A 23,122-nucleotide genomic window follows, 5' to 3' on the forward strand; every position below is an offset into this window, starting at 1 on the left:
TTCAACGTGCAATGTCACGCTTTCGGGAGACCCTAACACCGATGCCCGATATGTGGGCTTTTCGGACATGCTGTCGACCGCCCTTCTGTCGTCCGCACTGACACAACGGTTCACGCCGCGTAGACGAAGGATCTGACGCGACCGGGAGGCGCACGGTTCCTCCATCTCTCCAGCGCGATACGTGGCGTTAGGGTGAATCCGCCGGCCCTTCAATGAGATTCCCTTCGGAGGACACATGGCGTCGGGTGCGGACTCCTTCGATCCCACGGGCAACGAGAGCTACGATCTCGGCCTCGCGCGGATCGGCGAGCAGATCGAGCGCTTGGACCGGGCGCGCGCGGAGATCTCCTCGGTGACGGGGAGCGCGACGGCCGCCGACGGGCAGGTCGAGGTCGAGGTGTCGGCCGGTGGGGTCCTGACCGCGCTCACTATCGATCCGCGGGCGATGCGTCTCGGGTCGGAGGCCCTTGCCGAGGCGATCCTCGAGGCCGTGGGGAAGGCGGTCGAGGAGGTCGGCGACCGGCTCAACGAGATCGTGGGTTCGGCGACCGGTAGCCAGGTCGACGTCGGCGAGATGCTGCAGTCGATAGGGTCCAGCGTGGATTTGGAATCGGGAGCCGGCGCCGACGATCCGCAGCTGAAGCAGGCCATGGCGCAACTCCGGGAGATGCGGCGCAGACACGACATCTGACGTCCGGTCTGTGGCTTCGAGTCGACAAGGTCGCTTTATACGGCACTAGCATCGGGCCTCGTGTCGTACTCCCCGCTGACGCTGCCGTGGCGAATGATCAGGCTGATCGGGCGCTTCGCCGTGCCGCTGGCGCTGTGGTACACCGTGGGGCAGACGCTGCGGTACGCCCTCTTCTACGTCGGGTACCGGTTCGTCCACAACGCGGTCGTGCCGATCATCGTGCTGGGTCTCGTCGTGGTCGTGACCGTCGCGACGACGGTCGCGATGGTGCACTGCGTCAAGGACGGCCTGCCCACGATCAAGAAGCGGGACCTCGACGAGTCCCTCGCCTCCTGGGCGGCGGACGAGGACGAGGGGATCGCGCGCGCCGTGGGACGCGCGGTCTTCCCCTTCATGATCTTCTACCTGGCGTGGGGATGGTTCGGCAAGGACGCCCAGGCGTTCGCGCAGTCCGCGGCGGGCCGGGGATACGCGCAGAACGGCCTGGGCAGCCAGCTCGACGGCATGAAGATGCTGCTGCTCCTGCAGGACCACCTCTACATCGCCATCGCGGCGACGGTCCTCTTCTTCATCCTGAAGGACCTCTCCGAGCGCTTCCTGTTCCCGCGCCTGCCGAGCGTCGGCGGCCTCCTGATCGCCTTCTGCGAGGTCAACTGGACCCTGTTCGGGCTCTTCACCGTCGAACAACTCCGCGGCGGTGCCGTCGGCTGGATCACCGACCGGCAGGCGTGGGGCTGGCTCGGCTCGGTGCTCGGCGACGTCTTCGCGCTCTGGCCGTACTTCAAGGACGGCGTCCTCGCGAGCCTGATCTGGCTGGTCATCGCCGGGCTGATCCTCGGCGTCGACGCCGAGGACGAGGAAAAGATCCTCGGCGCGCATCGGGTGATGCGCGGGATGGCCCGCGCGAGCGGCATCTACCAGCCGCACACGCCCCGGGAGGTGCTGACCCGCGAACTCCGCGAGAAGTGGCTCCCGGCCATCTACGGGTTCCGGCTGGTGTTCCGCGCCGGCGGCCTGTCGTTCGCCGTCTTCTGCGTGCTGTACACCGCCCTCGACCCGCTCGGGGACCTGGCGAAGCGCGGTGTGTACCGGCTGCTCGGCCCGCACCCGGTGCCCTGGTGGAACGTCCGCCTGACCCCGATCGACCTCGGCGTCGGCCTGGCTCAGGAGATGGTGCGGGTCTGCCTCCTGGCCGCGGCCTTCGAACTCGTCGTGGCGCGGGTCAATGCGCGAACCGCACCCAGTCACCCGGCCCGGGCCGCGGCGCCGGGGTCGCCCGCAGCTCCAGTACGACCGCCGTGGCCACCTGCTGCGGAACCACCGCGGTGACCTTGACCTGGGCGGTCCGGCCCACGGCGGGCTCGGCCGCTCCCGAAGCGTCCGCTCCGGCGCTCCACTCGCGACCCTCGCCGTCGCGGACGCGGAACGTGAGGCCGTACGGCTGCGCCTGCTTCACCCCTTGCGCGTCCAGCGGCCGGACCTCCAGCAGCAACATCAGGGAGACGGCGCCGGAGGCGGAGGGCCGGCCGGTGGAAGGGACGCGGCCCAGCATGCGCCACCGCACGTGCCCGATGGTCACCGTCGCTCCGCGCGGCACGGTCCTGATCCGTTCGCGCGTCGCGTTCTGCCCGCTGTCGTCCACCCACTGCGTGATGACGAGGGCCGGCAGCAGGATCGCCAGCGCGACGGTCTCGGCCGTCCGCCGGGCACGCGGGCCGAGCCGTCGCCTTCGTCCGCGCCGGGGCCGGTCGCGGTGTGTCTCCTCCAGCGGGTCGGGCGCCGCACCCGGCCCGTACGGGCCCGGTGCCCCCTCACCGGGTCCGTACGGCCGGTACGGCACCGTCCCCGGGACCGGCGGTCCATCCGGGGAAACGGGCGGCCCGTACGAGCCGGTGCCCTCGGACGGCGGCCCGTACGGGTTCGTGGCGCCGGTCGGCGGGTCGTACGGGTTGCTGCCTCCGGACGGCGGCCCGTACGGGAACGGCCGGTCGTGGGGGTCCGGGGCGCCGGGCGGCCGGCCGTCCGGCGGGTATCGGTGGTCCGGCATCAGGCGTCCCTGAGCTTGTAGTCGTCCGGGGGATGGGCGAGTAGCCGGCCGGCCGGCGCGGCGCCGATCCCGAGGTCGACGTCGGCCTCGGCGGAGAGCTGGTTCAGCGGATCCGACTGGCCGACGATCAGGTGGGCGCCCTTCAGCTGGTCCCTCGGGATCTCGAAGACGTAGGAGGCGTTGCCCCAGAGCATCGGTTCGAAGATGCCGGAGTTCTTCGTCACGAGGCCGTCGCGACCGCTCTCGGCGTAGTGCAGCCCGGCACGCGTCGTCAGGCGTACGCGTCCGAGGCCGACCGGCTTCTGGTTGCTCCGGACGCCGAGATACACGATGACGAAGATCCCGGAGGTCGTGATCCGGCGGTTCTTCCGCGGGTCGAGGGCGTCGGTGCGCGTCACGATGGAACGGGCGACGTCGACCCGGTCGACCCGGACGCTGAACACCCGGTTGGACACGACCTTCCCGGCGTGGCCATGGTTCGGGATCGGGTCGAGCAGCCGGACGTCGAGGTGCGGCGTTACGTAGGTGAGCCACATGGAGACGCCCAGCAGCGCGGCGGCGACCACGCCGGCGCCGACCCGTCTCAGGAGCGTCATGACCCCTCCGCGCGCACGGAGGTCCCGATCTTCGCGGAGTACCGGGAGCCCTTGCCGGCGTACCAGTAGTACTCCGCGTTGATGAAGCCCTGCTTGTGCTCCCACTGCCGCAGGGCGACGGTGACCGTGCTCGGCGTCGCGGTCTCCGGGATCTTCCACACGGCGCGTACCTCGGCGGGCAGCCGGGGGTGGAGCTCGGACGTCTTCTGCCCGCCGATCAGGCCGGTGGTGAGCTCGTTGTCCGCCGCGACGTACGACCCGGGCTTCGGTTCGGCCATCACGCCCTCGAGGAACTCCGAGACCGCGTGGGACCTGTCGTCCTTCAGCGTGACGCGCATCCGCACGGCGAGGACCTTGGTACGCCCGCCTGCCAGACCGGTCTTCTCGTGCCCGGTGCGCGCGTCGATGACCTCGACCGTGAACAGCCCCTGGTCGAAGCTCCTGCCCGCGCCGCCCTTGGCGGGCGCGTGCGACCGGCCCCGCAGCCCGCCGAACGCAGCGGTCACCGCGATCAACAGTCCGACCGCTCCCAGCGTCACCGCGGTGACGCGGAGCCTCGGACCTGATCGATCACCCGGTGGCGGTGAGGCTGACATGGGCAGATCGTAACGTTCGGGCGCTTTCATCGTTGGTGACCGGCGAGCTTCCTGACGTCTACGCGTGGTTCCGGGACTCTTCTGGGACGGTCGCGGCCGCACTGCGGTTCAGGTAGGTTTTCGCGCTGAACACGTGGATGGGGTTCATATGAGCAGAGTGAAACCGGCCGCGTTCGCCGTCGCCGGGGCCCTGACCATCGCCTCGCTCACCAGCGTGCAGACCGCACTGGCCCTCGGCAAGCCGACCGCCGGTCCCACGTCGAAGAGTTCTCCCCGGCCGACGGTCACCAAGTCGGTCACCAAATCGGTCACCGTCACTCCCACGCCGAAGGCCACGCGCACGTCACCGACGCCCGCTCCGCGACCGTCGGTGACCTGCAACCCGGATCTCGGCGTTCCTTCTCTCAACGCCGAGCCCTGGGCACAGAAGCGGCTCGACTTCACGCGGGCGTGGAAGCTGACGCGCGGGAAAGGCGTCACCGTCGCGGTGGTCGACAGCGGTGTCGACGCGACACAGCGGCAGCTCTCCGGCCGCGTCGCCCTCGTCGACGTCTCCAACACCATCAAGCGCGACTGCCTCGGCCACGGGACGGCCGTCGCCGGCATCATCGGCGCCCGAGACATGCGGGACCGCAACATGCCCTTCGTGGGTGTCGCACCCGAGGCGAACCTCATCTCGGTGAAGTTCACCAACCAGATGACCACGACGGGTACCGATCCTCACCTGGCGAAGGCGATCCGGGAGGCCGCGGATCTCAAGGCGAAGGTCATCAACGTCTCCGTCCAGGCCCCGGACAGCCCGGCCCTGCGCGCGGCGGTCAAGTACGCCCAGGCGCGCGACGCGGTCATCGTGGCGGCCGCCGGCAATGTACAGGGCAACGGCGGAGCGGCGGCCGGCGCCGCTTATCCGGCGGAGTATCCGGGCGTCATCAGTGTCGGTTCGCTGAACGAGGACGGCACGGTCGCCGATTCGTCGAACGTCACGACGAGGGTCAGCGTCGCCGCGCCGGGCAAGAATCTGGCCACGACCTGGCCGGGCGGGTACGCGCCCGCCGAGGAGGGCACGAGTTTCGCCTCCGCGTTCGTCTCCGGCACTGTCGCCCTCGTCCGCGCCTACCATCCGGACCTCGACCATCAGCAGGTCAAACAGCGTATTGAGGCCACCGCCGACGGTTCTGTCGGCACCGGTTCGGGTGCCGGCATGATCAACCCGATGCTGGCCGTGTCGGCACTGCTCCCCGGTGAGCAGCACCACTCCGTCTCGCCGGCGCCCGCCGTGCCCGCTCGCCCGGTCCAGGTCGCCTATCGCCGGCCTCCCGACCGGCGGACCAGGTCCGTCGCGCTGACGATCGCGGGAGTGGCCCTGGCGGGGGCCGCCGTGGTCGTCGCGGGCGGGGTGCTCATCCCGATGGGCCGGCGGCGGAACTGGCAGCCGGGCAGCCGGGCGGAGGCGTCCACCAAATCGGACGCCTAGCGACAAACGGCGATCATGGTCCATAGTGGGAACGACGGATGAACCTCGTTCGGGAGTATGGATGACGTCGCCCTCCGGCAGCCCCCATGAGTCGATCGAGAGCCTGATCGCCAGCATCACGGAGCAGAACGAGAAGCTGCTGGAGATGCAGCGCACGATGGCCGAGCTGCGCGGCGTCGGGGAGGCCGCGGACGGCAACATCAGGGTCGAGGTCGGTCACAACGGGGCCCTCGTAGGGCTGACGATCAATCCACGGGCGATGCGGATGGGCTCGGAACAGCTCGCGGAGGAGATCCTCGAAGCCGCGCGCGAGGCCGCCGAGGACATCAGCGAGCGCTCCGAGGAGGAGATGCGCCCCCTGATCGCCGAGTTGATGCGTGACTCCCGCCCGGGAGGTGACGCCGCCCTGGACTCCGCGTTCGGCGGAGCGGACGTCGACGAAGTGCTGGCCGCGCTGAAGGAGACCCGCAAGAAGATGGGCCTCTAATGATCACGCGCGCGGCGCCTCGCTGATGGGGCCCGCTCATCGGCGGTGCCGCACCGCGTCCTGTTTCGGTGGCGTTAATTCCTGATTTCCGGTCCGGCGTCAATGGGGATGCCTGGATAAGATCTTCACTCTGGGCTGCCTGCTGTCGGGGGGATGACATGTATCGGTCCGCGTCGGCCACGGTCAATCATGCGGCGGGTTTCTGATGGCTCCTAGAGTGACCGGACCGGGTTTCCTGAGCGGCCTCCTGGGCCTTGCCGGAACGGGCGAGGTCCTTTTTCAGCTCGCCACCGTCAAGATGCCCGAAGGCGACCCCGAGGACTGCCGTCAGGCGGCCGCCTACCTGCGGAACATCGCCGATCGGGTCGCGTCGGCCCAGCGCACGGCGAACACCCTTCATGGCGCTGTGGTGAAAGACGCCCACAATATGGGCCTCGCCATCGATGAGTTCGACGACTTCCACACCAAGAGGCTGACACACCTTCTCTCGAGCCTGCACGAGGGAATCAATCATCTCGCCGACTCGTGTGACGAGTTCGGACACCAACTCGAGCAGCATGAACGCGCGCTCAAAGTGCTCGAGATTCAGATGGTGGCCAACATCATCTTCTGCGTTTCGTACGGCTACATGGCGGGCTTCGCCGGTATGGCGGCCGAAAGAGCCATGATCTGGCGTCTGGTGCTCCAGGCGAGGGGCCAGGCCAAACTCTGGGAAGCGTTCGTGCTGGCGTTCACCCATCGGCTCCTCGAACGCATGGCGTACTTCGTGGTGCTCGACTCGATCCAATGGGCGGTCGCGCAGCAGGCGGTCCAGATTGGAATCTACGAGCTCGCCGACACGACGGGTTACGTCGACCGCAAGACCATGAACGAGGTCGCCGGTTACGACGTGCTCGACTGGAAGACGAACATCGATCAGGTCAAGCGGGAGTTCGTCGCCAACGTGGCCTTCGACCTCACCATGGAGGGGCTGGGCCGTTCCAAGGCCGGCCGGTACTTCGACCGAGGATCCGAGTACTGGAGGAACGCGCCCAAGTGGAAGCCGGCGCTCGCCGGTTTCGCGGGCCGCATGAGCGGATCCCTCGCCTACAGCGCCACGAACGACGCCCAGACCGGCGACTGGAGCAACTTCACGGACCCGGACAAGCTCTGGCAGATGATGTTCCAGAAGACCCTGATCCACGGAACACGGATCGGCGTCTATCCGGCGAGCCGCCGCCCTGCACCGGCCGGATGACTCCCGGGGGCGGGCCGATGACGCCTCGGCGGCACCGGCCCGACGCCTCGGTCAACGCGGTGGGTCCGATCCCTTCTCCGGGGTCGAGACGCCCGTCGGCAGGAGGCTGGAGCCCCAGTCCGCGGCCTTGTTGTTCTTGACCATTCCCTCGATGCGCTCGGCGATGCCGAGCATGTCCCGGCCCGGCGGCTTCGGTGGCGCCCCCGGCTCCTCGACGGGAGGGACGAGCAGGCCGCCACCCTCATGGGCGAGAGTGCTGAAGACGTTGGCGAGCGCGTTCAGCGCGTTGACGGTCTTGATCATGGAGCTCTCGTAGCCCTTTTTGAAGTCCTTGCCGGCGTCGTCATCGCCCATGAAGGCGCCGAGGGAGGCGAGCTTCTCGAGTTGTCTCCCCACGTCGCCGATGAGGCCGGTCGACTCGTCGCGGAAGGCCTTCGCGCACGTGAGCAGGTCGGCACGGCTCATGCCCGACGCGCCGCGAGGCGAGGGCGGGCGCGGCGACGGCCGCGTGGAGGGAAAGTACGGCGAGGTCGCAGACGTCGTGGGACTCGGCACCGGAACCGGTGGAGACCAGGTGGGGGACGGTGACGCGGTGGGGGATCCACTCGGCGTGGGCAGGCCGGTGGGGGTCGGGAGGACGGTCGGAGAGGGGGATCCGGTCGGGGACCCGGTAGGTGAGGGAGAAACGATCGTCGATGGTGAGGGGGTGGTGGGCGAAGGGCTCACCGTCGGTGAGGGTGACTCACTGAGCGACGGTGCGGCCGTAGGTGCCGGCGGATCGGTGGGCGCCATGCGACCTCCTGCGGACAGTTCACACGCTCGAAACAATTACGGTCGTCCGATATTTCGGTTAATAAGATGATAATGCGTAGAGAACGGATGCCCATGTGCGGTGCGCCACCTTGCCGCGCACGGCGAATTTCCTACCCGAATAGTGGGTTATACTGGGGTTCGATCTTGGATGGGTAACGGGGGGACCGGGTGAACCTTGCCGCGCTGAGGGCGCTGACGCTCGACCGGAAGGCCATGTTCCGTGCGGGCGGTGCCGGTCTGCTGTTCGTCGACCTGAGCGCCTTCCATCTTGATTGGCCGGAGGGTGACCCTGCGGGGGCCCGTGAGGCGGCCGGCTACTTCCGCGACATCGCCGATCGAGTCGATAAGAGCGGTCGGGACATGGCTCACGTGGCCGCCGTGCTCGGGAAGCACAACAAAGGCAAGGGAATCAGTGCCTTCGAGACCTTTTTCTCGGAGGACATGGCGCCATATCCCATTGATGTCGCGGCCTATGCTCGGAATGTGGCCAAGGTGTGCGATGACTATGCAGATCTGCTAGAACGCATTCAGCACGCCTTGCGGGTCATGCTCGCCATTCAACTTCTGGAAGACGCGATGTTCGCTCTCTGGCCTGAAGTCAGGGTCGGGGCGTATTTCCTGAACAAGCGGCTCAGGGCCGCGGCCGGCGGCTACATGATCAGGCTCCTGAAGTACTTCATCGAGAGTTCGTGGTACATGGTCCTCGACCAGGCGATCAAGGCGAGCGTCCGCGGGATCGCGGGAGATGATCTGGGCACGCCCTATGACATCGGAAAGGACGCCACGTTCAACCTGATCGGCGCGCTCGTCTTCTACCACATCGATCCCGCCAACTTCGGTATGGGCGACCGTGCCTACGACAAGATCTGGAAGCGGGTCGCGTGGTACTGGGCCGGCTCCAACCTGTTCTCCGACACCGCGGGGTCCCTTTCCAACCCCGACAAGCTCAAGGAGAACCCGCTGCACTTCTTCGACCCGTCGCTCGACCCGCTGGTCCAGCTGAGGAAGCTCATCATGCCTTTCGCGCAGGAGCCCGCCTCGGGCGGAGGCCCGAAGCTCTGGGGCAACAACGTTCCGGTGCCGCCGGCACCGTAGCCGAAGTCAGGAGCAGCGGATCGAACGCCCTGCTCAGGTGGTGTCGCCGAGGAGGCGCTCGATGTCCCCGACATACGGGGACATCGCCTCGTTCATCCGCTCGTTGAGCTGAGCGTTGGCCTCCTCAGCCGCCCGCTGTGCGGCCTGGAGGATCGCCTCTCCCAGCGCGTCGGCACCGAGGCGGAGCGCCCGGGGGTCGATCTTCACGCTGGAGAGCGCACCGGTCGGCAGCGCCTCGATGGTCACCAGCCCGTCCGCGGCCTCTCCCGTCCCACGGACGGAGGAGAGTTCGCGCCGCACCTCCATGAGGGGCTCGATCTCCGACTGAAACTCTCCGAGCAGCCGGTTCATCTCCGCGGCCATCGCGGGCGGCAGGTTCGTGCCGGGGTCGGGGGAGGTGGTCACAGAAGTCTCCAGATCTGCAGCAGCGAAAGACGTGGGGACCGGTTCACGGCTCGACGGTCAGTTGCTTTCCGTCCTCGGAGAGCTTGTCCGTGGGGCCGTCCGGAACCTTCGGCAGTCCCGCCGAGATGTCGGCCATCCATTCGGCGAGAGTGGTGTTGTCGCTCATCCTGCCGACGCGTGTGGAGATCTTCCCGTATGCGGTGATCAGCTCATTGACGTACGTGCGCAGGTTGTCATGAGCCTTCTGGTATCCCTCTTTGAACTTCTTCGCGGTGTCGTCGTTGCCCACGAAGTTGAGACCGTCGATGGTGTCCATCAGCTTCTTGATGTCGCGGGAGAGGTCGATGGCCTCGTCGCCGAAGCCCTTCTCGGCCTTCGCCAGGCCCGTGTAATGCCTCTCCACCACATCGTCGTCGCCGCGGCCCGGATGAGAAGGCGCCGGGCGGGGTGAGGGCTTGTGTGTCGGCGGCGTGTAGGGCGTCCCGGATGGGAGGCTCGGAACGCTCGACGGCGGGGCGGACGTGGTCGGCGACGGGGAGACCGTGGGAGACGGATCGCCCGTCGGAGAGGGACTCCCGGTCGGAGAGGGGCTCCCCGTGGGGCCTCCCGTGGGCGAGGGACTCCCCGAGGGGCTCCCCGTGGGGCCTCCCGCGGGCGAGGGACTCCCCGAGGGGCTCCCCGTGGGCGAGGGGCTGCCGGTGGGGCCTCCCGCGGGCGAGGGACTCCCCGACGGGGAGGTGGTGGGAGACGGACTCGCGGTCGGGGAGGGTGTCGCCGACGGGGTGCCCGTGGGGGTGGCTGACGCGGTGGCGGCCGGGGGAGACGGCGTGCCGGGATCGGTCACGTGATCTCCTTTCAGCGTCGTCGTTACGGTCACAACCGTAACGGGGGAGTCCGATCAGCTCGTAACGCGATTCTCCCGCGATCGATTCCGTTCTGGACATGCCCGGCCCGCGCGTCAGCCCGCCTGCTCCGCCTCGAGGAACGCCGTCTGGATGAGGCGGGTGCCACTTCGCCGTTCGACGAACTGACCACGCCCGGGCGGCAGGGCACGGGGCCGGATGTCGCCGAAGAGCGGTCCTTCGTCCCTGCTGCCAGACAGGACGAGCGCCGGGCTGGCCATCTCCCTGATCCGCTGGATCACCGGGTCGTACATCGCCCGGCCGGCGCCGCCCATCGCCCGGGCGATGATCACGTGCAGGCCGATGTCACGCGCCTGGGGCAGGAGGTCCACGATCGGGGCGAGCGGGTTGTTCGAGGTGGCGACCAGGTCGTAGTCGTCGACCACGAGATAGAGGTCCGCGCCCTCCCACCACGAGCGGCTGCGCAGTTGTTCCGGGGTCAGGTCAGGGGTCGGCAGGCGGCTGACCAGGGCCTCACGCACGTCGTTCATCAGGGGGCCCGCGGCCGTGCTCGACGCCGCGTAGCCGATCCGGTGCTCCGTGTCGGCCGTGTCGAGCAGCGAGCGGCGGTAGTCGAGGAAGATGAGGCGCGCGTCGGTGGGGGCGTGGCGCTCCACGATCCCCTCCGCGATGAGCCGCAGGATGTTCGACTTGCCCGACTCCCCGTCGCCGACGACGACGAAGTGCGAACCGGCGTCGAGGTCGAGCAGGACGGGCGAGAGGGTGTCCTCATCGATGCCGATCGGGATTCGCCGGCCGGCCTCCGCCGTCGTCGGAAGGGCGGTGGGAGGCAGCAGAGCGGGAAGCAGCCGTACCTTCGGGGCCTTGGGCCCGTCCCAGCCGACCGAGACGGTGTCGATGAGCGAGCGGACCGCATCGGACAGGTCGTCCGCCGTCTGTCGTCCGTCGATCCTCGGCAGCGCGCTGAGGAAGTGCAGACCATCCGGGGTGAGACCACGGCCGGGGGCGTTGTGCGGAACGTTGTCGGCCAGCCTGCGGTTGACCTCCGACTCGAACGGGTCACCGAGCCGCAGCTCCACCCGGGTTCCGAAGAGGTCGCGGATGTTCATGCGGTATTCGGACCACTTGTTCGTCGCGGCGACGACGTGGATCCCGAATCCCAGGCCGCGCGCGGCGAGGTCGGTGATGGCGCCCTCCAGGTGCTCGAACTCCTGCCGGAGGAGAAGCCAGTTGTCGACGACCAGGAACACGTCGCCGAAGCCGTCGCCCGGGACCGCGCCCTGGGCGCGGAGCCGCCGGTACGTCGCGATCGAGTCGATGCCGCGTTCGGTGAACTCCCGCTCGCGCTGGGTCAGCAGCGTCGTCATCTCGGCGACCGTACGGCGGACCCGGTCCCCGTCGAGACGTGACGCGACGCCGCCGACGTGCGGCAGGCCCGCGAGCGCCGTCAGCGTTCCACCGCCGAAGTCCAGGCAGTAGAACTGCACCTCCCGCGGCGTGTGCAGCAGCGCCAGAGAGGTGATCAGGGTGCGCAGCATCGTCGACTTGCCGCTCTGCGGCCCGCCGACCACCGCGACGTGACCGCCCGCGCCGCTGAGGTCCAGCCACATCGGATCGCGGCGCTGATCACGCGGCCGGTCGACGATGCCGACCGGAGCGCACAGCCGGCCGCGCCCGTCCCAGCCCACCGTCGTGTATCCCTGACCGGGCACGACGGCCAGCGGCGGCAACAGGTGATCGAGCGAAGACGGGTCGTCGAGCGGCGGAAGCCAGATCTGGTGAGCCGGAGGCCCCTGCCCCGCGAGCTGCCGCACCAGGATGTCGAACAGGCTCTCCTCACCCGTGCCCTCGCCGGTGTGCTGCGTCTTCTCCCGTTCCTCCGGCACGTCGACGACCTTGGGCGCGAGGTAGTCCGGCACGAACGGCACGATCTGCTGCACGATCCGCGACCCGGACTCCTTCTCGGCCTCGTCGGGCTGGTACGCGCCGGAGACGTACGCGGCCTTGAACCTCGTCATCCCCGTCGTGTCGAACTTCAGGTAGCCGTTGCCCGGCTGCGATGGCAGTTCGTAGGCGTCCGGGACGCCGAGGACGACACGGCTCTCCATGGCGGAGAAGGTGCGCAGGCCGACGCGGTAGGACAGGTGGGTGTCGAGGCCTCGGAGCCGGCCTTCCTCCAGGCGCTGGGAGGCCAGCAGCAGATGGACGCCGAGAGACCGGCCGAGCCGGCCGATCATGACGAACAGCTCGGCGAACTCCGGCTTCGCCGACAGCAGTTCGGAGAACTCGTCCAGGACGACGAACAGCGTCGGCATCGGGGTGAGCGGCGCCCCGCGTTCACGGGCCGCCTCATAGTCGCGCAGCGAGGCGTAGTTCCCGGCGGCGCGCAGGAACTCCTGACGCCGGATCATCTCGCCTTCCAGCGCCTCGTACATGCGGTCGACCAGCGGCAGCTCGTCTTCGAGGTTGGTGATGATGGCGGAGACGTGCTGGAGCGACTCCATGCCGAGGAACGTCGCACCGCCCTTGAAGTCGACGAGGACGAAGTTGAGGATCTCCGAGGAGTGCGTCGCCGCCAGCCCCAGGACGAGGGTGCGCAGCAACTCCGACTTTCCGGAGCCCGTCGCGCCGATGACCAGGCCGTGCGGGCCCATGCCGCCCTGGGCCGACTCCTTGATGTCCATCTCGACCGGGCGGCCCTCGGCGTCCACGCCGATCGGCACCCGGAGGCGGTTACGGGGAGGCCGTGGCCGCCACAGCGTCGCCACGTCGACCCGGGTGGGGTCCTGGATGCCGAGCAGCGAGGTGAGGGTGAGGTTGACCGCCAGGACGTTCTGCTCCGGCTCGCTGGGACCGCTGGTGCGCAGCGGGCTGAGCTGCCGCGCCAGGCTCTCCGCGGCGGCGACGCTCAGCGTGTCCGGCTTTCCGAGACCCGTCAGCTGTTCCTTGCCGGTCCGGTCCCGCTTGACCATGCTCATCGCCCCGGCCGTGACGTGCAGCCGGAGCATGAGCTCCTCGGAGGTCGGCGCCACGCTGCCGCTGACGTCGATGACCGTGACGCCGTCGATGCCGTCCGCGCTGATCTGGCTGTCGACGCTGATCGCGCCGCCGTCGACGACGATGATGTGGTACGGCAGGTCGTCCGCGGTGAGGCCGGGCGAGAAACGCGGCCGGTTCTTCAGCTCGGCGCCGAGCCGCGTCTCGAGGACCGTCATCGACTTGGCCATCAGCCGTACGGGCCCCGCGGCGTCGGACTCCTCCGGGTGCATGCAGTGCGGCAGCCATTTCACCCAGTCCCACACCGGCATGCGCTCGGGTGCGGCGCACACCGAGATCCGCAGGTCGTCGGGCGAGTGGAAGGCGGCGGCCTGGGCCAGCAGGGACCGGACCATGCCGCGTACGGCCTCCGGGTCACCCGTCGGCACGATCCGGGAGAAGGAGGCGAGGGACACCGCGATCGGCAGGTCCGGGACCGTGGAGTGCGCCCGTACGAATCGCCGCAGCGCACCCGCGGTCATGGGCTCCAGGTCCTCGATCGGCTTGGTCTCCGGCGGAATCAGCTGGACGGCCAGACGCTGGGGGCCGCTGCCGATCCGGATGTTCCCGAAGTCGCCGTCGGAGGCTCCGCGCTCCCAGAGCCTGGCGCTCATGACCAGCGACCACAGCGAGGTGGGGTCGGGATTGTTCCACTCCAGCGCCTCGCGCTGCTGGCCGGCGGCCTTGCGCACCCTCCGGCGGACCTGGCCGAGGTAACGGAAGTAGTCACGGCGCGCGCCGTTGAGCCGTTGCTTGCGCTCGCCGCTGGTGCGTCCGAGCTGGCTGAACATCATGCCGAACATCGACAGCGAGAACATTCCGCTGGAGACGTACGAGATGGTGCTCGCACCCGGGGTGACGACCATGAACACCATCGCGCCCGAACCGGCCAGCATCGGCAGGAAGGTCAGGATCTGCTGGAAGCCGGCGGAGGTCGTCTCGGGGACCTCCGGCGGCGATTCGAGCAGGATCTCCCCACGGGGCATCTCGGGAGGCGGACGCCTTTTCTGCCTACGGACGATCACCGTGCCCAACGGAGTGCCTCCCGAGGCCGCTGGCATTGAGAAGAAGTTAGCGCCATCCTATTAAGCCGATTCATCGTGCTAGGTCAAGATCTGTCGTGCGGGGAGAGCCAGTGAGCCCGTCAACCGGAACCGACCTCTGCCGGGTCACCGTCGTCGCACCGCGCCGGCGGATCGACCTGTCGTTGCCGGCCGAGGTTCCGCTAGGCCAGTTGCTGCCGACGCTCCTCCGCGTCTCCGGCGACGACCTCGCCAATCAGGGCCTGGCCCACTCGGGCTGGGTGCTGCAACGGATCGACGGCCCTCCGCTCGACATCGGCCGGACCCTGACGCAGCTGGGCGTACGGGACGGTGAGGTCCTGCACTTCCGCCCGCGCCTGTCGCTGATCCCGGAGATGGCCTTCGACGACGTCGCCGACGTCGTCGCCACCGGGAAGAAGGAACGCTCCGACCGCTGGCGGCCGGACACCACCCGCCGATTCGGGCTGGGCGTCGCGGCCGCCGGGTTCGCCGTCGGAGCGGTCCCGCTCCTGACGTACGGGCCGCCGTGGCGGCTCCCCGCCATCGTGGGCGGGATGGTCGCGCTGATCCTGGTCCTGCTGGCGGCGGCCCTGTCACGCGCGGTCGGAGACTCCACCGGCGGGGCCGTCCTCGGGTACGCCTCGCTGCCGTACGCCTTCGTGAGCGGCCTGCTGGCGCCCGCGCGGGGCGATCTGCCCCTGACGCATCTCGGCGGGCCGCACCTGCTGACCGCGTTCGCCGCGACGACGGTGGTCGCCGTCCTCGCCGGGTTCGGCGTCGCCGACGGACTGCCGTGGTTCATCGGGATCGCGTTCGCCTCTCTCATCGGTACGATCGCCGCGGGCGTCGTCCTGGCCTTCTCCGGCGTCAACGGCGCCGGGATCGCCGCCGCCGCGGTCGCGATCGCGGTGGCCCTGAGTGCCCTGATCCCGACGCTGTCGTTCCGCCTCGCCCGGGTGCCGTTGCCGCCGCTGCCCTCCAGCGCCGAAGAACTGCGCAGCGACACCACGGTCGTCGACGGCAAGGCGCTGCTGCGGCGCACGGTGGTCGCGGACAGGTTCGCGACCGGGCTCGTCGCGGGCATCGCGCTCATCGCGGCGGCCGCACTGATCTTCCTCGTCTTCGCGCCGGGCTGGCCGGGCCCGGTCATGGCCGCGGTGGTGTCGATGACGCTGCTGCTACGGTCGCGTATCTACAGCGGCCGGTCGCAGCGGGGCTGGATGCTCGTCGTCGGCATGGGCGGCCTCGGCCTGCTCGCCGCGGCGATGGCCTTCCGCGGCTCCCCGGCCACGGGCCTCGCTCTCGTCCTGCCGGCCGTCCTCGCGGTCGCGGCGATCGCGCTGACCATGGGCCTGTGGCTCCCCGACCACAAGCCGACGCCGTTCTGGGGCCGCGCCGGCGACATCATCGACATGATCGCGGTCGTCGCCCTGATCCCGCTGGCGCTCGCCGTCCTCCACGTCTACTCGGCGATCCGCGGCCTCGGCGGCTGAGCCCGCTCCCGGCCGCCGCCGCAGCGGCCACCTTGCCGCCGCGGTGGCCACTTCCGCGCCGGCGGCTCGGGACGGACGACGCCGGCCGGCGGACGTTCGCAGGCGCCACACGAGGTGACCGGCTGAGCTCGGTGCCGGCCCAGGACGGCCGGCTCAGCCTGTTCCTGAAGAGTCGGCGTCGGGGTCGCCTGACGTCGGGTCCGCCTCGCCGGTGTCCCCGGTGAGCGCGCCGGCCACATCTGGAGCCTCCACAGCGGTCCGCGGGGGCTGCTCCGCGGTCTGCTCCGCTTTCTGGAGGAGGCCGTCGGGGTCCTTGATCAGCCCCGGGTGGAGACGCTGGAACTCCGCGACGTCCCGCTCGGCGAGCAGGCCCTGCACCCCGTCCGTGACCTCGAACGCGAGGACCTTCGCTCCCGGCAGCCTGATCTCGAAGTGGACGGTCCCATCGACGACGTACCTGCTGGCCTTCTCCTCGACGTTCCTCTCTTCGATGTTGGTGCTGTTGGTCTCGTGGCCGACGGATGTTCCCCGCCCGCTGCCGAGGGATCCGAGGCCGACCCGATCACCCTCGGGCCCGCCGGAGAGGCCGACCTTATAGCCGGAATTCGACGCGTGTCCGTACTCGTCCCGGTGCGTCCTCGGCTTCTGCGTGTACTCGCGCATCTTGGCCGAGATCACTTGCCTGATCGTCAGGTCCGGCACGTCCATCCTGAGGGCGAGCCCCCCGGGAAGCGACACCCCGTCCCCGCTGAGCAGCCTCCTCATCTGAGGCAGCGTCATGAGCGTCTGGCGGTCGACGGCCTGGATGAGTTCCTGCCCGTCGATCCGGCCCAGCTCGTACCCCGAGGCATGCCCGGACTCGCCGGGGGTCGGCCCGCGCAGCTCAGGCGGCAGCAGCGCGGTCAGCACCTGATCGAGCAGGGGTTTGGCACCCGGCAACGCCGTCGGCCGGAACCGCTCCGCGACGGTCGTGTTGGAAGCGAGGGGGTCTGCGGCATCCGCCCATCGGGCGTTCTCGGCCCGGACCCGGGTCGTACCCGGAACGCGCTCGCCCTCGGCGGCCGGCCGGGTGAGGTGGTCGGGCACGACCAGGCGGAGTTCGTTTCCGTGCACGGTGGCCCTGCCGATCGAGACGGGGTCGACCCGGTCCCACCATCGGAGGGCGGCGTCGTCGGCGATCAGCCGGGCGATGGCGCCCAGTCCGGCCCTGGCCGCCCGCGCGGCCTGGTCGAGCCCGGGCAGCCGACCGGAGCTCTTGGCGACCTCGATCTCGAACTCGACGTCCTTGAAGGTGAACTCGTGGGACCCGCCCTGCGTCTGCCGCCGGTTGATGTCCCGCTCCATGACGCCGTCCCTGCTCCCGGTGTGGGACTGCGACGACCGCGTACCGCCGACCTCGCCTCCGCCGGTGCCCTTCTCGGAGACGTGCGCGGTGGCCCGCGCGTGCGCCTTCCCGGTCCACCCCGAACCCTTCTCCCGGTTGGCGTCGGAGGAGCTGCGTCCCTGATTGCGAGCCATGTGGGTGAGTTCCGAGCGCTCGGCCGTGTGATCTCCCTCCGGGAGTTTCAAGCGCACACGGATGCCCAGGTTCTCGCTCAGGCCGTACGCCGCACCGGACTTCACCGGGAGCATCACGGAGACGCCGTCCTCCAGCGAGGCGATCTTCGCCGCCAGCGCCGGTTCGCTGAAGGCCGCCTCCAGCTCACGTTCGATCGTCTTGGGGTCGATGCCCTGACCGCGCACGAGCTTCTCGATCGCGGGCAGCACCTCACGGGCGTGGAACCGCTCGACCAGCGCGGAGGTCATGGCCTCGTTGGGATCGAACGTGCGGGGCTCGGCCGGCGGAGGGATGTCCGGTGTCAGGGCCAGGCCGAGGTCATGGGCGATCCGGTCCGGCACCATGAAGTCACCGGCCGCATGGGCGAGCAGGTGGCGGGTCGGCGCCGCGCCCTCCGGCGTCACCGGGGTGACGGACAGGTACAGGTCCGACTCGCTGAACCGGTGGTTCAGCCCGTCGCTGCTGTAAGTGCCCCGGACGACATCGCTGCCGCCGAGGGTCTCACTGCCTCCGTACCGCCAGTGCCGGTCGAGCCCTCCTTCGACGGCGGCGACCGCCTTGCCGGAGACGTGGCCGGCCTCCACCTTGACCCGGCCGCCGGCGCCCGCGGCGGCCTCCGCGCCGATGCCGGTGTTCGTCGACGTCCGCACCCAGGTTCCGGCGGCCCGATAGTGCTCGCTCTCGACGCCCGTGCCGATCGTGATGTGCTTCGGAGCGCCGACGTCGAGCTTGAGGATCACCGTGCGCCGGGTGCCGTCGGGAGCGGTGTACACGCGTTTCCAGCCGGTCGGCGACGTGAGTTCGGCGAGGTGCGCGTCGATGTCCGACGGCAGGAGGAGCTGATCCTTGCTGAGCTGCGAGAGATGGGCCGGCGCCGGCTCGCCGTGCGCCTCCGCCACGATCCGGGCGGCTCCCAGCGTGAGCTCCTTGGAACCGGCGGAGGAGAAGAAGACGCCGGTCGTCTGACCGTCGAAACCGATCAGGTCCTTGGGAAGTTCCTCGACCTCTTCCACCCGGCCGAGGCCGGCGGTCTCCTCCGGCGTCATCTTCCACTGGGGGGCGAACTGGTGGGGGACGACGACCTGCGCCGTGACGTCCGTCCCCTCTACCACCCAGGACCGGTCGAGGGTCTGCGTGCCGCGCTCGCTGACCTGCACACGCACGTTCACGCGCAGGTCCTTGGTGAACTCGGTCACCGGGCCTTCGGTCTCGAATCGGGAGTACTCCGACCAGTTCGAGAAGAAGTCCAGGCCCTTCCACCGGTTGAAACCGAGGTGCCCGAGGACCTTGATGACATCGGCGCCGAAGCGGACGGCGAACCTTCCCAGCTTCGTGGTCGGCAGTGAACCGCGTACGTTCGCCGCGACCTGGGCTCCGGCTCCGACACCGGTGTTCACCGCCCCGGCGACGGTCGATCCGGCGGCCTTCCGCTCGTTCACCGTCATGTCGTACTCGCGGGTGCCGCGGGTCGCTCCCACCTCGGCGTCGAGGGTGACCTTGACGTGGCGCCCGCCGGCCTCGAACTCGTAGATGTTGCCGTGCGCGAGGTCGGAGACGTTCTGCCCCGTGAGGGCGGCAGGGCCGAACTGCGCCTCCAGCTCCCGTCGCAGCTGGTCCCTGGTCTTCTCCGGAAGGTCGGCGAAGGCCGTGTCGATGACCTCCGGGACGAGGTGCTCGGTTCCGTTCACCTCTCTCAGCGAGCCCATGCCCGCTCCCCTGCCCGCCGCCAGCTGCGGCGGCTCCGCGGCCGCCACCGGCCCGCGCGAAGCGTTCACCACCGGCGGCGCCTCCGACGCGTCCGGTACGGCCGGGGAATGAGCGTGCCCGGCCGTCGAACCGGAGGGGTCACCAGAGGCCGTCGAGCCGGAAGGACCCTCGGGAGCCGTCGAGCCGGGGTGCCCCGCGGGGACGTCCTCGGCCGCCGGCTTGCCCGTCACGGCCTCGAAGAACGCGGCGGACTCGGCCTCGGGCACGGTCATGAACGCGGCCACGTCGACGGGGAAGGTCCCGAACTCCGTCTTGACCTGCATGCGGACGGTTCCGTGATAGCCGGCGACGTCGACCTTCCGCACGAAGACGGTGTGTTTGGTATTGCTCAGCACGAGGCTGCGGGCGTAGTCGGTGCCGACCTGGATCCCGACGCCGGCCCTGAGGAAGAGCTCCGCGTCATTCGCCCCGCCACCGACCTTGAACCCGAAGAACGGCTTCCACGTGGCGCCGAAGTGCTCGGCCTCGGTCGTGACCTTTACCAGCCCCTGGTCGTCCCGCAGGACCACCAGGCGGTTCGGCAAGTCGCTGTCGGACATCCGTTCCAGCCGGATGACGCGGGACTCGATGGTGACGTCGTTCGTCGTCACGGGACCGTCGCGAAGATTGCGCGCCTGGTTGAGCAGGGTCTTCGGGTCGATCGCATTCGCGAGCGCCCGTTCGATCAGCCGCACGACCTTCCGCGGCGACACGCCGGCCTGCAGCGCGCGCCGGGTGAGCTCCGGGACCAGCGGTTCGCAGTCGAGCGCGAGGAACCGGACGTCGTGCTGCCGGACGAGGCCGGCGCGGTCGGCGGGGACACGATGCCGTGGCGCCGGCGGCCGGTCGTCACCGGGGACCGCAGGGCCCTCCCGGTGGAGCTCCGCCGGGAAGTCGACGACCATCGAGAGGCCCGAGATGGAGCGGCTGCCGGCGAGCTCCGCCCCGTCGACCTCGACGACGAGGTCCACCTTGCCCGTGATGAAGGAGTCGTGCGCGTAGGCCACCGACTTGTGACCGGCCATGACCTCCACGGACTCGTCGTGGATCCGGCTCGCCGACCTCTCGATGTTCATGAGCGGGGTGCCGATCGCCTCCATCGAGTCGGAGGTCTCCATGATTTCGACGTCACCGGCGACCAGGTCGGTATGGGACTTCTCACTACGCTTCATGCCTGCTCCGGAGCCACCGAAGTCCACGTGGTAGATACGGGCGCCCTCCGGGGTCTCCATGTTCACGTAGTCGGCGGGGCGGAGCCTGAGCCGGACGACATGCCCGTTCGCGGCGAACACGGTGCCCTTGTAGATGAGGTCGGTCGCCGCCTCCCGGTCCAGGCCCGTCAGCGCCTCGGTCGCGCGTCGCTCGATCTCCGCCCGGACCCGGCGCGGAAGGTGGTCGGGGAAAGCCTCGTCGGCCCAGCGCCGTACGACCTCCTTCACGTCCTTCGGCTCCGCCACCGCCCGGACCGATCCGTCGGCGTGGCGCGGCGGCCGGATCTCCCGCTTCGGCTCCGCGACGGCGGCCTCCGAGCCCGGATGCGTGGTCGCGGCCGCGTGCTCCGGCGCGACCACGAGGTCGCCGCTCCTGGCCGCGGGTACGGCCCCGGCGGCCAGACCCTCGGCGACACCGGACGCCGAGGCATGGTGCGGCGGCTCGGCGGACCGGGGCGTCGAGCGTGTCTCCGCCGGAGCGTGGCCGGCCGGCGCGGCCACCGGGCCCTCGCCCGCGGGTACGGGCCCGGCGGAGAGGTCTGTGGAGGGGCCGTTCTCCGCCCGTGGCCCGCCGGGTGTCTCGCCGACGGCGGAATCGGCCCGGCCGGACGGCGGCGTGCCCTCTTCGGGTACCGGGTGCCGGGACCCGGTCCGTACCTCCGCCGAAGCGGCGGGTTGCTCACCGCCGTGGCCGGTCTCGCTCGCGGGCACTGCGTTTCGAACAGGCGCCGCCTCGTGCGTCGAGGCGGCGGGGGTCTCTCCGCCACGGCCGGTACCGCTCTCGGGCACTGCGTTCCGGGCGGATGCCGCCTCGTGCGTCGAGGCGGCGAGCGGCTCCCCATCACGGCCGGTACCGCCCGCCGGAGCGGCGTTTCGGGCAGGCGTCGCCTCGTGGGCGGCCGGAGCGTCCGGCCGCTCGGCCGATCCGGCAGGGCGGGTGCTCCGTGCGTCGGACCCGTGCGCCGCGCTCCCGGGCGCCTCGGCGGACGCGGCCTTCCCGGTGCTCTCAGCGGAGCGGCCAGTGTTGATGATCTCTGCGATGCGGTTGCCGCCGTCCTGACCGGTGGTGCCCGCCTCGGAGGTGGTACGGCGCGGCGTCGCGGCCTCGCCACGCGTGTCGGTGTGGATCGCTCCAACGTCGTTCGCCGCCGGGTCCGCGGGAGGGTGACCGGCGAGCGCTGTCCGGTTGAGGTCTCCGGTGGCGCCTGCCGGGAGGGCGGCGGCGGTCGTGCCCTCCCGGCGAGGTGCGCCGGCGTCGGGTGCGCTCAGGGGCGCCCCGCCGCCCGAGCCGTGCCCGGAGCCGTCGCCGGATCCGCCGGAGATCTGCGCCGGATCGGCGCCGCCCTGCCGCCGGTGGCGGAGCATGTTGACGAACTCGGCCCCGGTTCCGGTGAGCGCCATGCCGAAGCCCATCCCGGCGGACTCGCCGAGACTGTCCAGGCCCCAGCCGTAGCCGCTGACGCCGCCGGCGACGTACATCGCGGTGGTGCCGATGGTGCCGTTCAGCGCGTACCGGGTCGCGATCCCACCCTTGCCGGAGGACTCGCTCAACGCGATGAACTTGTCCAAGGCGTCCGACTTACCGCTCAGACTCGCCAGCCCGGTGCGGCCGAGCCCCATCAGCCCGCCGGCGACCGCGCCGTTCACCGTATGGCCGACCAGCCCGGTCAGGTCGCTCAGGTCGAGGCCGTCCCAGTTGAACGCCTCGTCGATGAGATACGTGCCGTCCATGAAGGCCATGCCCAGCACGGCCTCACGGATGACGTTCAGGACGAGCTTCTGCCCCAGGCCCTGAAGCAGGATCCGGCGCTCGGCCCACGCCTCGACGGCGCCCCCCAGAGGCCCCGCGAAGATCATCAAACCGATCACGAACGCCAGGGTGACCGCACACTGCTCGCGGGCCTTGACGACGCCGCTCCGGGCGCCCTCGCAGTAGCCGGCCAGCTCGTCGCACCGGGCCGCCAACGACTCCAGCAGCATGCCGTCGCCGTGCAACCGCTTCGCCTTGGCGTCGAACGCGTCCGTCGCCGCCCCGAACCCGTTCTTCGTCACCAGGCTCGAGTTGGCGGCGACGAACCCGTGGACGTCCTTCACCACGGTCTTCATCGTCCGTGCGGCGTCCCGCAACCCGGCCAGGCCGTCGAGGTCGGCCTCGGGCCACTGGCAGGGGACACCGAGATATCCCAGCACTTTCTCGAGCCAGACCCACCCGTCCGGCGGCGGCGATGACGACCGCATTCCGCCCGCGACGTGCGGGGGCGTGTAGTGCTCGGGCACGGCGGCGCGCCCGGAGGCCGGCACGTGCGGCCGGCCACCCAGCATGTCGACGATCGTCCCGTCGGCCTCCTTGTAGGTCCCGCCCGACACCTCCAGGCCGGCCCCCATCCGGTACAGGTGGTTCACCGTCCACGTCAGGTCCTTGACCAGCCCGTCGCGGCGTTGCGCGAAGCCGGGTCTGCCCGCCTCCTTGTCGCCCTCGAACATCGAGCGGCCCAGGTCGTCGGTGCCCCACGGGTACGCCGCCATCGCCCGGTAGAAGTCGTCCACTCCATGGGCCAGCACGTCCGCGGCCGCGGTGAAGCCACGAGCGGAGGTCTTCCAGTCGTCCGGATCGGCGCCGAGCCCGCCGTGCGCTCCGGGTTTCCCGTGACCGGACGGCGAACGCGATGGAGTCGGTTGCCGACCTTCCGAGGCGGATGGCGGGGGAGACTCCGGCGTGGGCTGCGTCCGA

General features: G+C 70.0%; 16 protein-coding genes. 8 read left to right on the forward strand and 8 right to left on the reverse strand.

Annotated features, from left to right (window positions below; genetic code table 11):
- Window positions 1-235 precede the first annotated feature (235 nt).
- Together NE235_RS03000 and NE235_RS03005 are read left to right on the forward strand one after the other, a co-directional pair.
- On the forward strand, window positions 236-691 hold the full coding sequence (locus tag NE235_RS03000; protein WP_252799110.1) for a YbaB/EbfC family nucleoid-associated protein: 456 nt from the start codon (window positions 236-238) through the stop codon (window positions 689-691).
- Between the two features lie 60 nt (window positions 692-751).
- Window positions 752-2,020 carry a hypothetical protein gene (locus tag NE235_RS03005; RefSeq protein WP_252799111.1) on the forward strand — a complete coding sequence of 423 codons (1,269 nt, stop codon included), beginning with the start codon at window positions 752-754 and terminating at the stop codon, window positions 2,018-2,020.
- Here the strand turns inward: NE235_RS03005 and NE235_RS03010 are convergent.
- The 3 genes from NE235_RS03010 to NE235_RS03020 are packed head-to-tail and all read right to left on the reverse strand — an operon-like array spanning window position 1,914 to window position 3,930.
- The gene (locus NE235_RS03010; RefSeq protein WP_252799112.1) at window positions 1,914-2,738 is read right to left on the reverse strand and encodes a hypothetical protein; all 825 of its coding nucleotides are present in this window, start codon (window positions 2,736-2,738) and stop codon (window positions 1,914-1,916) included. The two genes, NE235_RS03005 and NE235_RS03010, sit on opposite strands and share 107 nt — an antisense overlap.
- A complete protein-coding gene (locus tag NE235_RS03015) occupies window positions 2,738-3,334 on the reverse strand; it encodes a hypothetical protein (RefSeq protein WP_252799113.1) in 597 nt (198 codons plus the stop codon). Before NE235_RS03015 ends, NE235_RS03010 begins: the two co-directional genes overlap by 1 nt.
- Window positions 3,331-3,930 (reverse strand): hypothetical protein, encoded by a 600-nt coding sequence (locus NE235_RS03020; RefSeq protein ID WP_252799114.1) that lies wholly within the window; start codon window positions 3,928-3,930, stop codon window positions 3,331-3,333. The genes NE235_RS03015 and NE235_RS03020 overlap by 4 nt, the downstream gene beginning before the upstream one ends.
- A 148-nt stretch (window positions 3,931-4,078) precedes the next feature.
- On the opposite strand from NE235_RS03020, the gene NE235_RS03025 reads away from it, so the two are divergent.
- From NE235_RS03025 to NE235_RS03035, 3 genes are all read left to right on the forward strand, one after another.
- Window positions 4,079-5,404, forward strand: coding sequence for a S8 family serine peptidase (locus NE235_RS03025; protein WP_252799115.1), 1,326 nt, complete (start codon window positions 4,079-4,081; stop codon window positions 5,402-5,404).
- 61 nt (window positions 5,405-5,465) lie between these two features.
- Window positions 5,466-5,891, forward strand: coding sequence for a YbaB/EbfC family nucleoid-associated protein (locus NE235_RS03030; RefSeq protein WP_252799116.1), 426 nt, complete (start codon window positions 5,466-5,468; stop codon window positions 5,889-5,891).
- A gap of 217 nt (window positions 5,892-6,108) precedes the next feature.
- Window positions 6,109-7,128: a WXG100-like domain-containing protein gene (locus NE235_RS03035; protein WP_252799117.1), complete on the forward strand. Its 1,020-nt coding sequence runs from the start codon at window positions 6,109-6,111 to the stop codon at window positions 7,126-7,128.
- Between the two features lie 51 nt (window positions 7,129-7,179).
- Here NE235_RS03035 and NE235_RS03040 read toward each other — a convergent pair whose 3' ends face one another.
- Window positions 7,180-7,593, reverse strand: coding sequence for a hypothetical protein (locus NE235_RS03040; protein ID WP_252799118.1), 414 nt, complete (start codon window positions 7,591-7,593; stop codon window positions 7,180-7,182).
- Window positions 7,594-8,109: 516 nt separating this feature from the next.
- On the opposite strand from NE235_RS03040, the gene NE235_RS03045 reads away from it, so the two are divergent.
- The gene (locus NE235_RS03045; RefSeq protein WP_252799122.1) at window positions 8,110-9,036 is read left to right on the forward strand and encodes a hypothetical protein; all 927 of its coding nucleotides are present in this window, start codon (window positions 8,110-8,112) and stop codon (window positions 9,034-9,036) included.
- Window positions 9,037-9,069: 33 nt separating this feature from the next.
- On the opposite strand, the gene NE235_RS03050 is transcribed toward NE235_RS03045, so the two are convergent.
- A complete protein-coding gene (locus NE235_RS03050; RefSeq protein WP_252799123.1) occupies window positions 9,070-9,441 on the reverse strand; it encodes a YbaB/EbfC family nucleoid-associated protein in 372 nt (123 codons plus the stop codon).
- A 43-nt stretch (window positions 9,442-9,484) separates the two neighbouring features.
- Entirely contained in the window at window positions 9,485-9,844 is a 360-nt protein-coding gene (locus tag NE235_RS03055; RefSeq protein WP_252799125.1) for a hypothetical protein, read from the reverse strand.
- Window positions 9,845-10,037: 193 nt separating this feature from the next.
- Between NE235_RS03055 and NE235_RS03060 the strand changes: the two genes are divergently transcribed.
- Window positions 10,038-10,289 carry a hypothetical protein gene (locus NE235_RS03060; RefSeq protein ID WP_252799133.1) on the forward strand — a complete coding sequence of 84 codons (252 nt, stop codon included), beginning with the start codon at window positions 10,038-10,040 and terminating at the stop codon, window positions 10,287-10,289.
- A 110-nt stretch (window positions 10,290-10,399) separates the two neighbouring features.
- Here NE235_RS03060 and eccCa read toward each other — a convergent pair whose 3' ends face one another.
- Window positions 10,400-14,326 carry a type VII secretion protein EccCa gene (eccCa, locus tag NE235_RS03065; RefSeq protein WP_252799134.1) on the reverse strand — a complete coding sequence of 1,309 codons (3,927 nt, stop codon included), beginning with the start codon at window positions 14,324-14,326 and terminating at the stop codon, window positions 10,400-10,402.
- A gap of 149 nt (window positions 14,327-14,475) precedes the next feature.
- On the opposite strand from eccCa, the gene eccD reads away from it, so the two are divergent.
- Window positions 14,476-15,876, forward strand: coding sequence for a type VII secretion integral membrane protein EccD (eccD, locus tag NE235_RS03070; protein WP_252799136.1), 1,401 nt, complete (start codon window positions 14,476-14,478; stop codon window positions 15,874-15,876).
- Window positions 15,877-16,029: 153 nt separating this feature from the next.
- Here the strand turns inward: eccD and NE235_RS03075 are convergent, their stop codons facing one another.
- Window positions 16,030-22,953 carry a WXG100-like domain-containing protein gene (locus NE235_RS03075; protein ID WP_252799138.1) on the reverse strand — a complete coding sequence of 2,308 codons (6,924 nt, stop codon included), beginning with the start codon at window positions 22,951-22,953 and terminating at the stop codon, window positions 16,030-16,032.
- Window positions 22,954-23,122: the final 169 nt, after the last annotated feature.

The sequence above is a fragment of the Actinoallomurus spadix genome, assembly GCF_024055725.1.
Taxonomy (GTDB): domain Bacteria; phylum Actinomycetota; class Actinomycetes; order Streptosporangiales; family Streptosporangiaceae; genus Actinoallomurus; species Actinoallomurus spadix.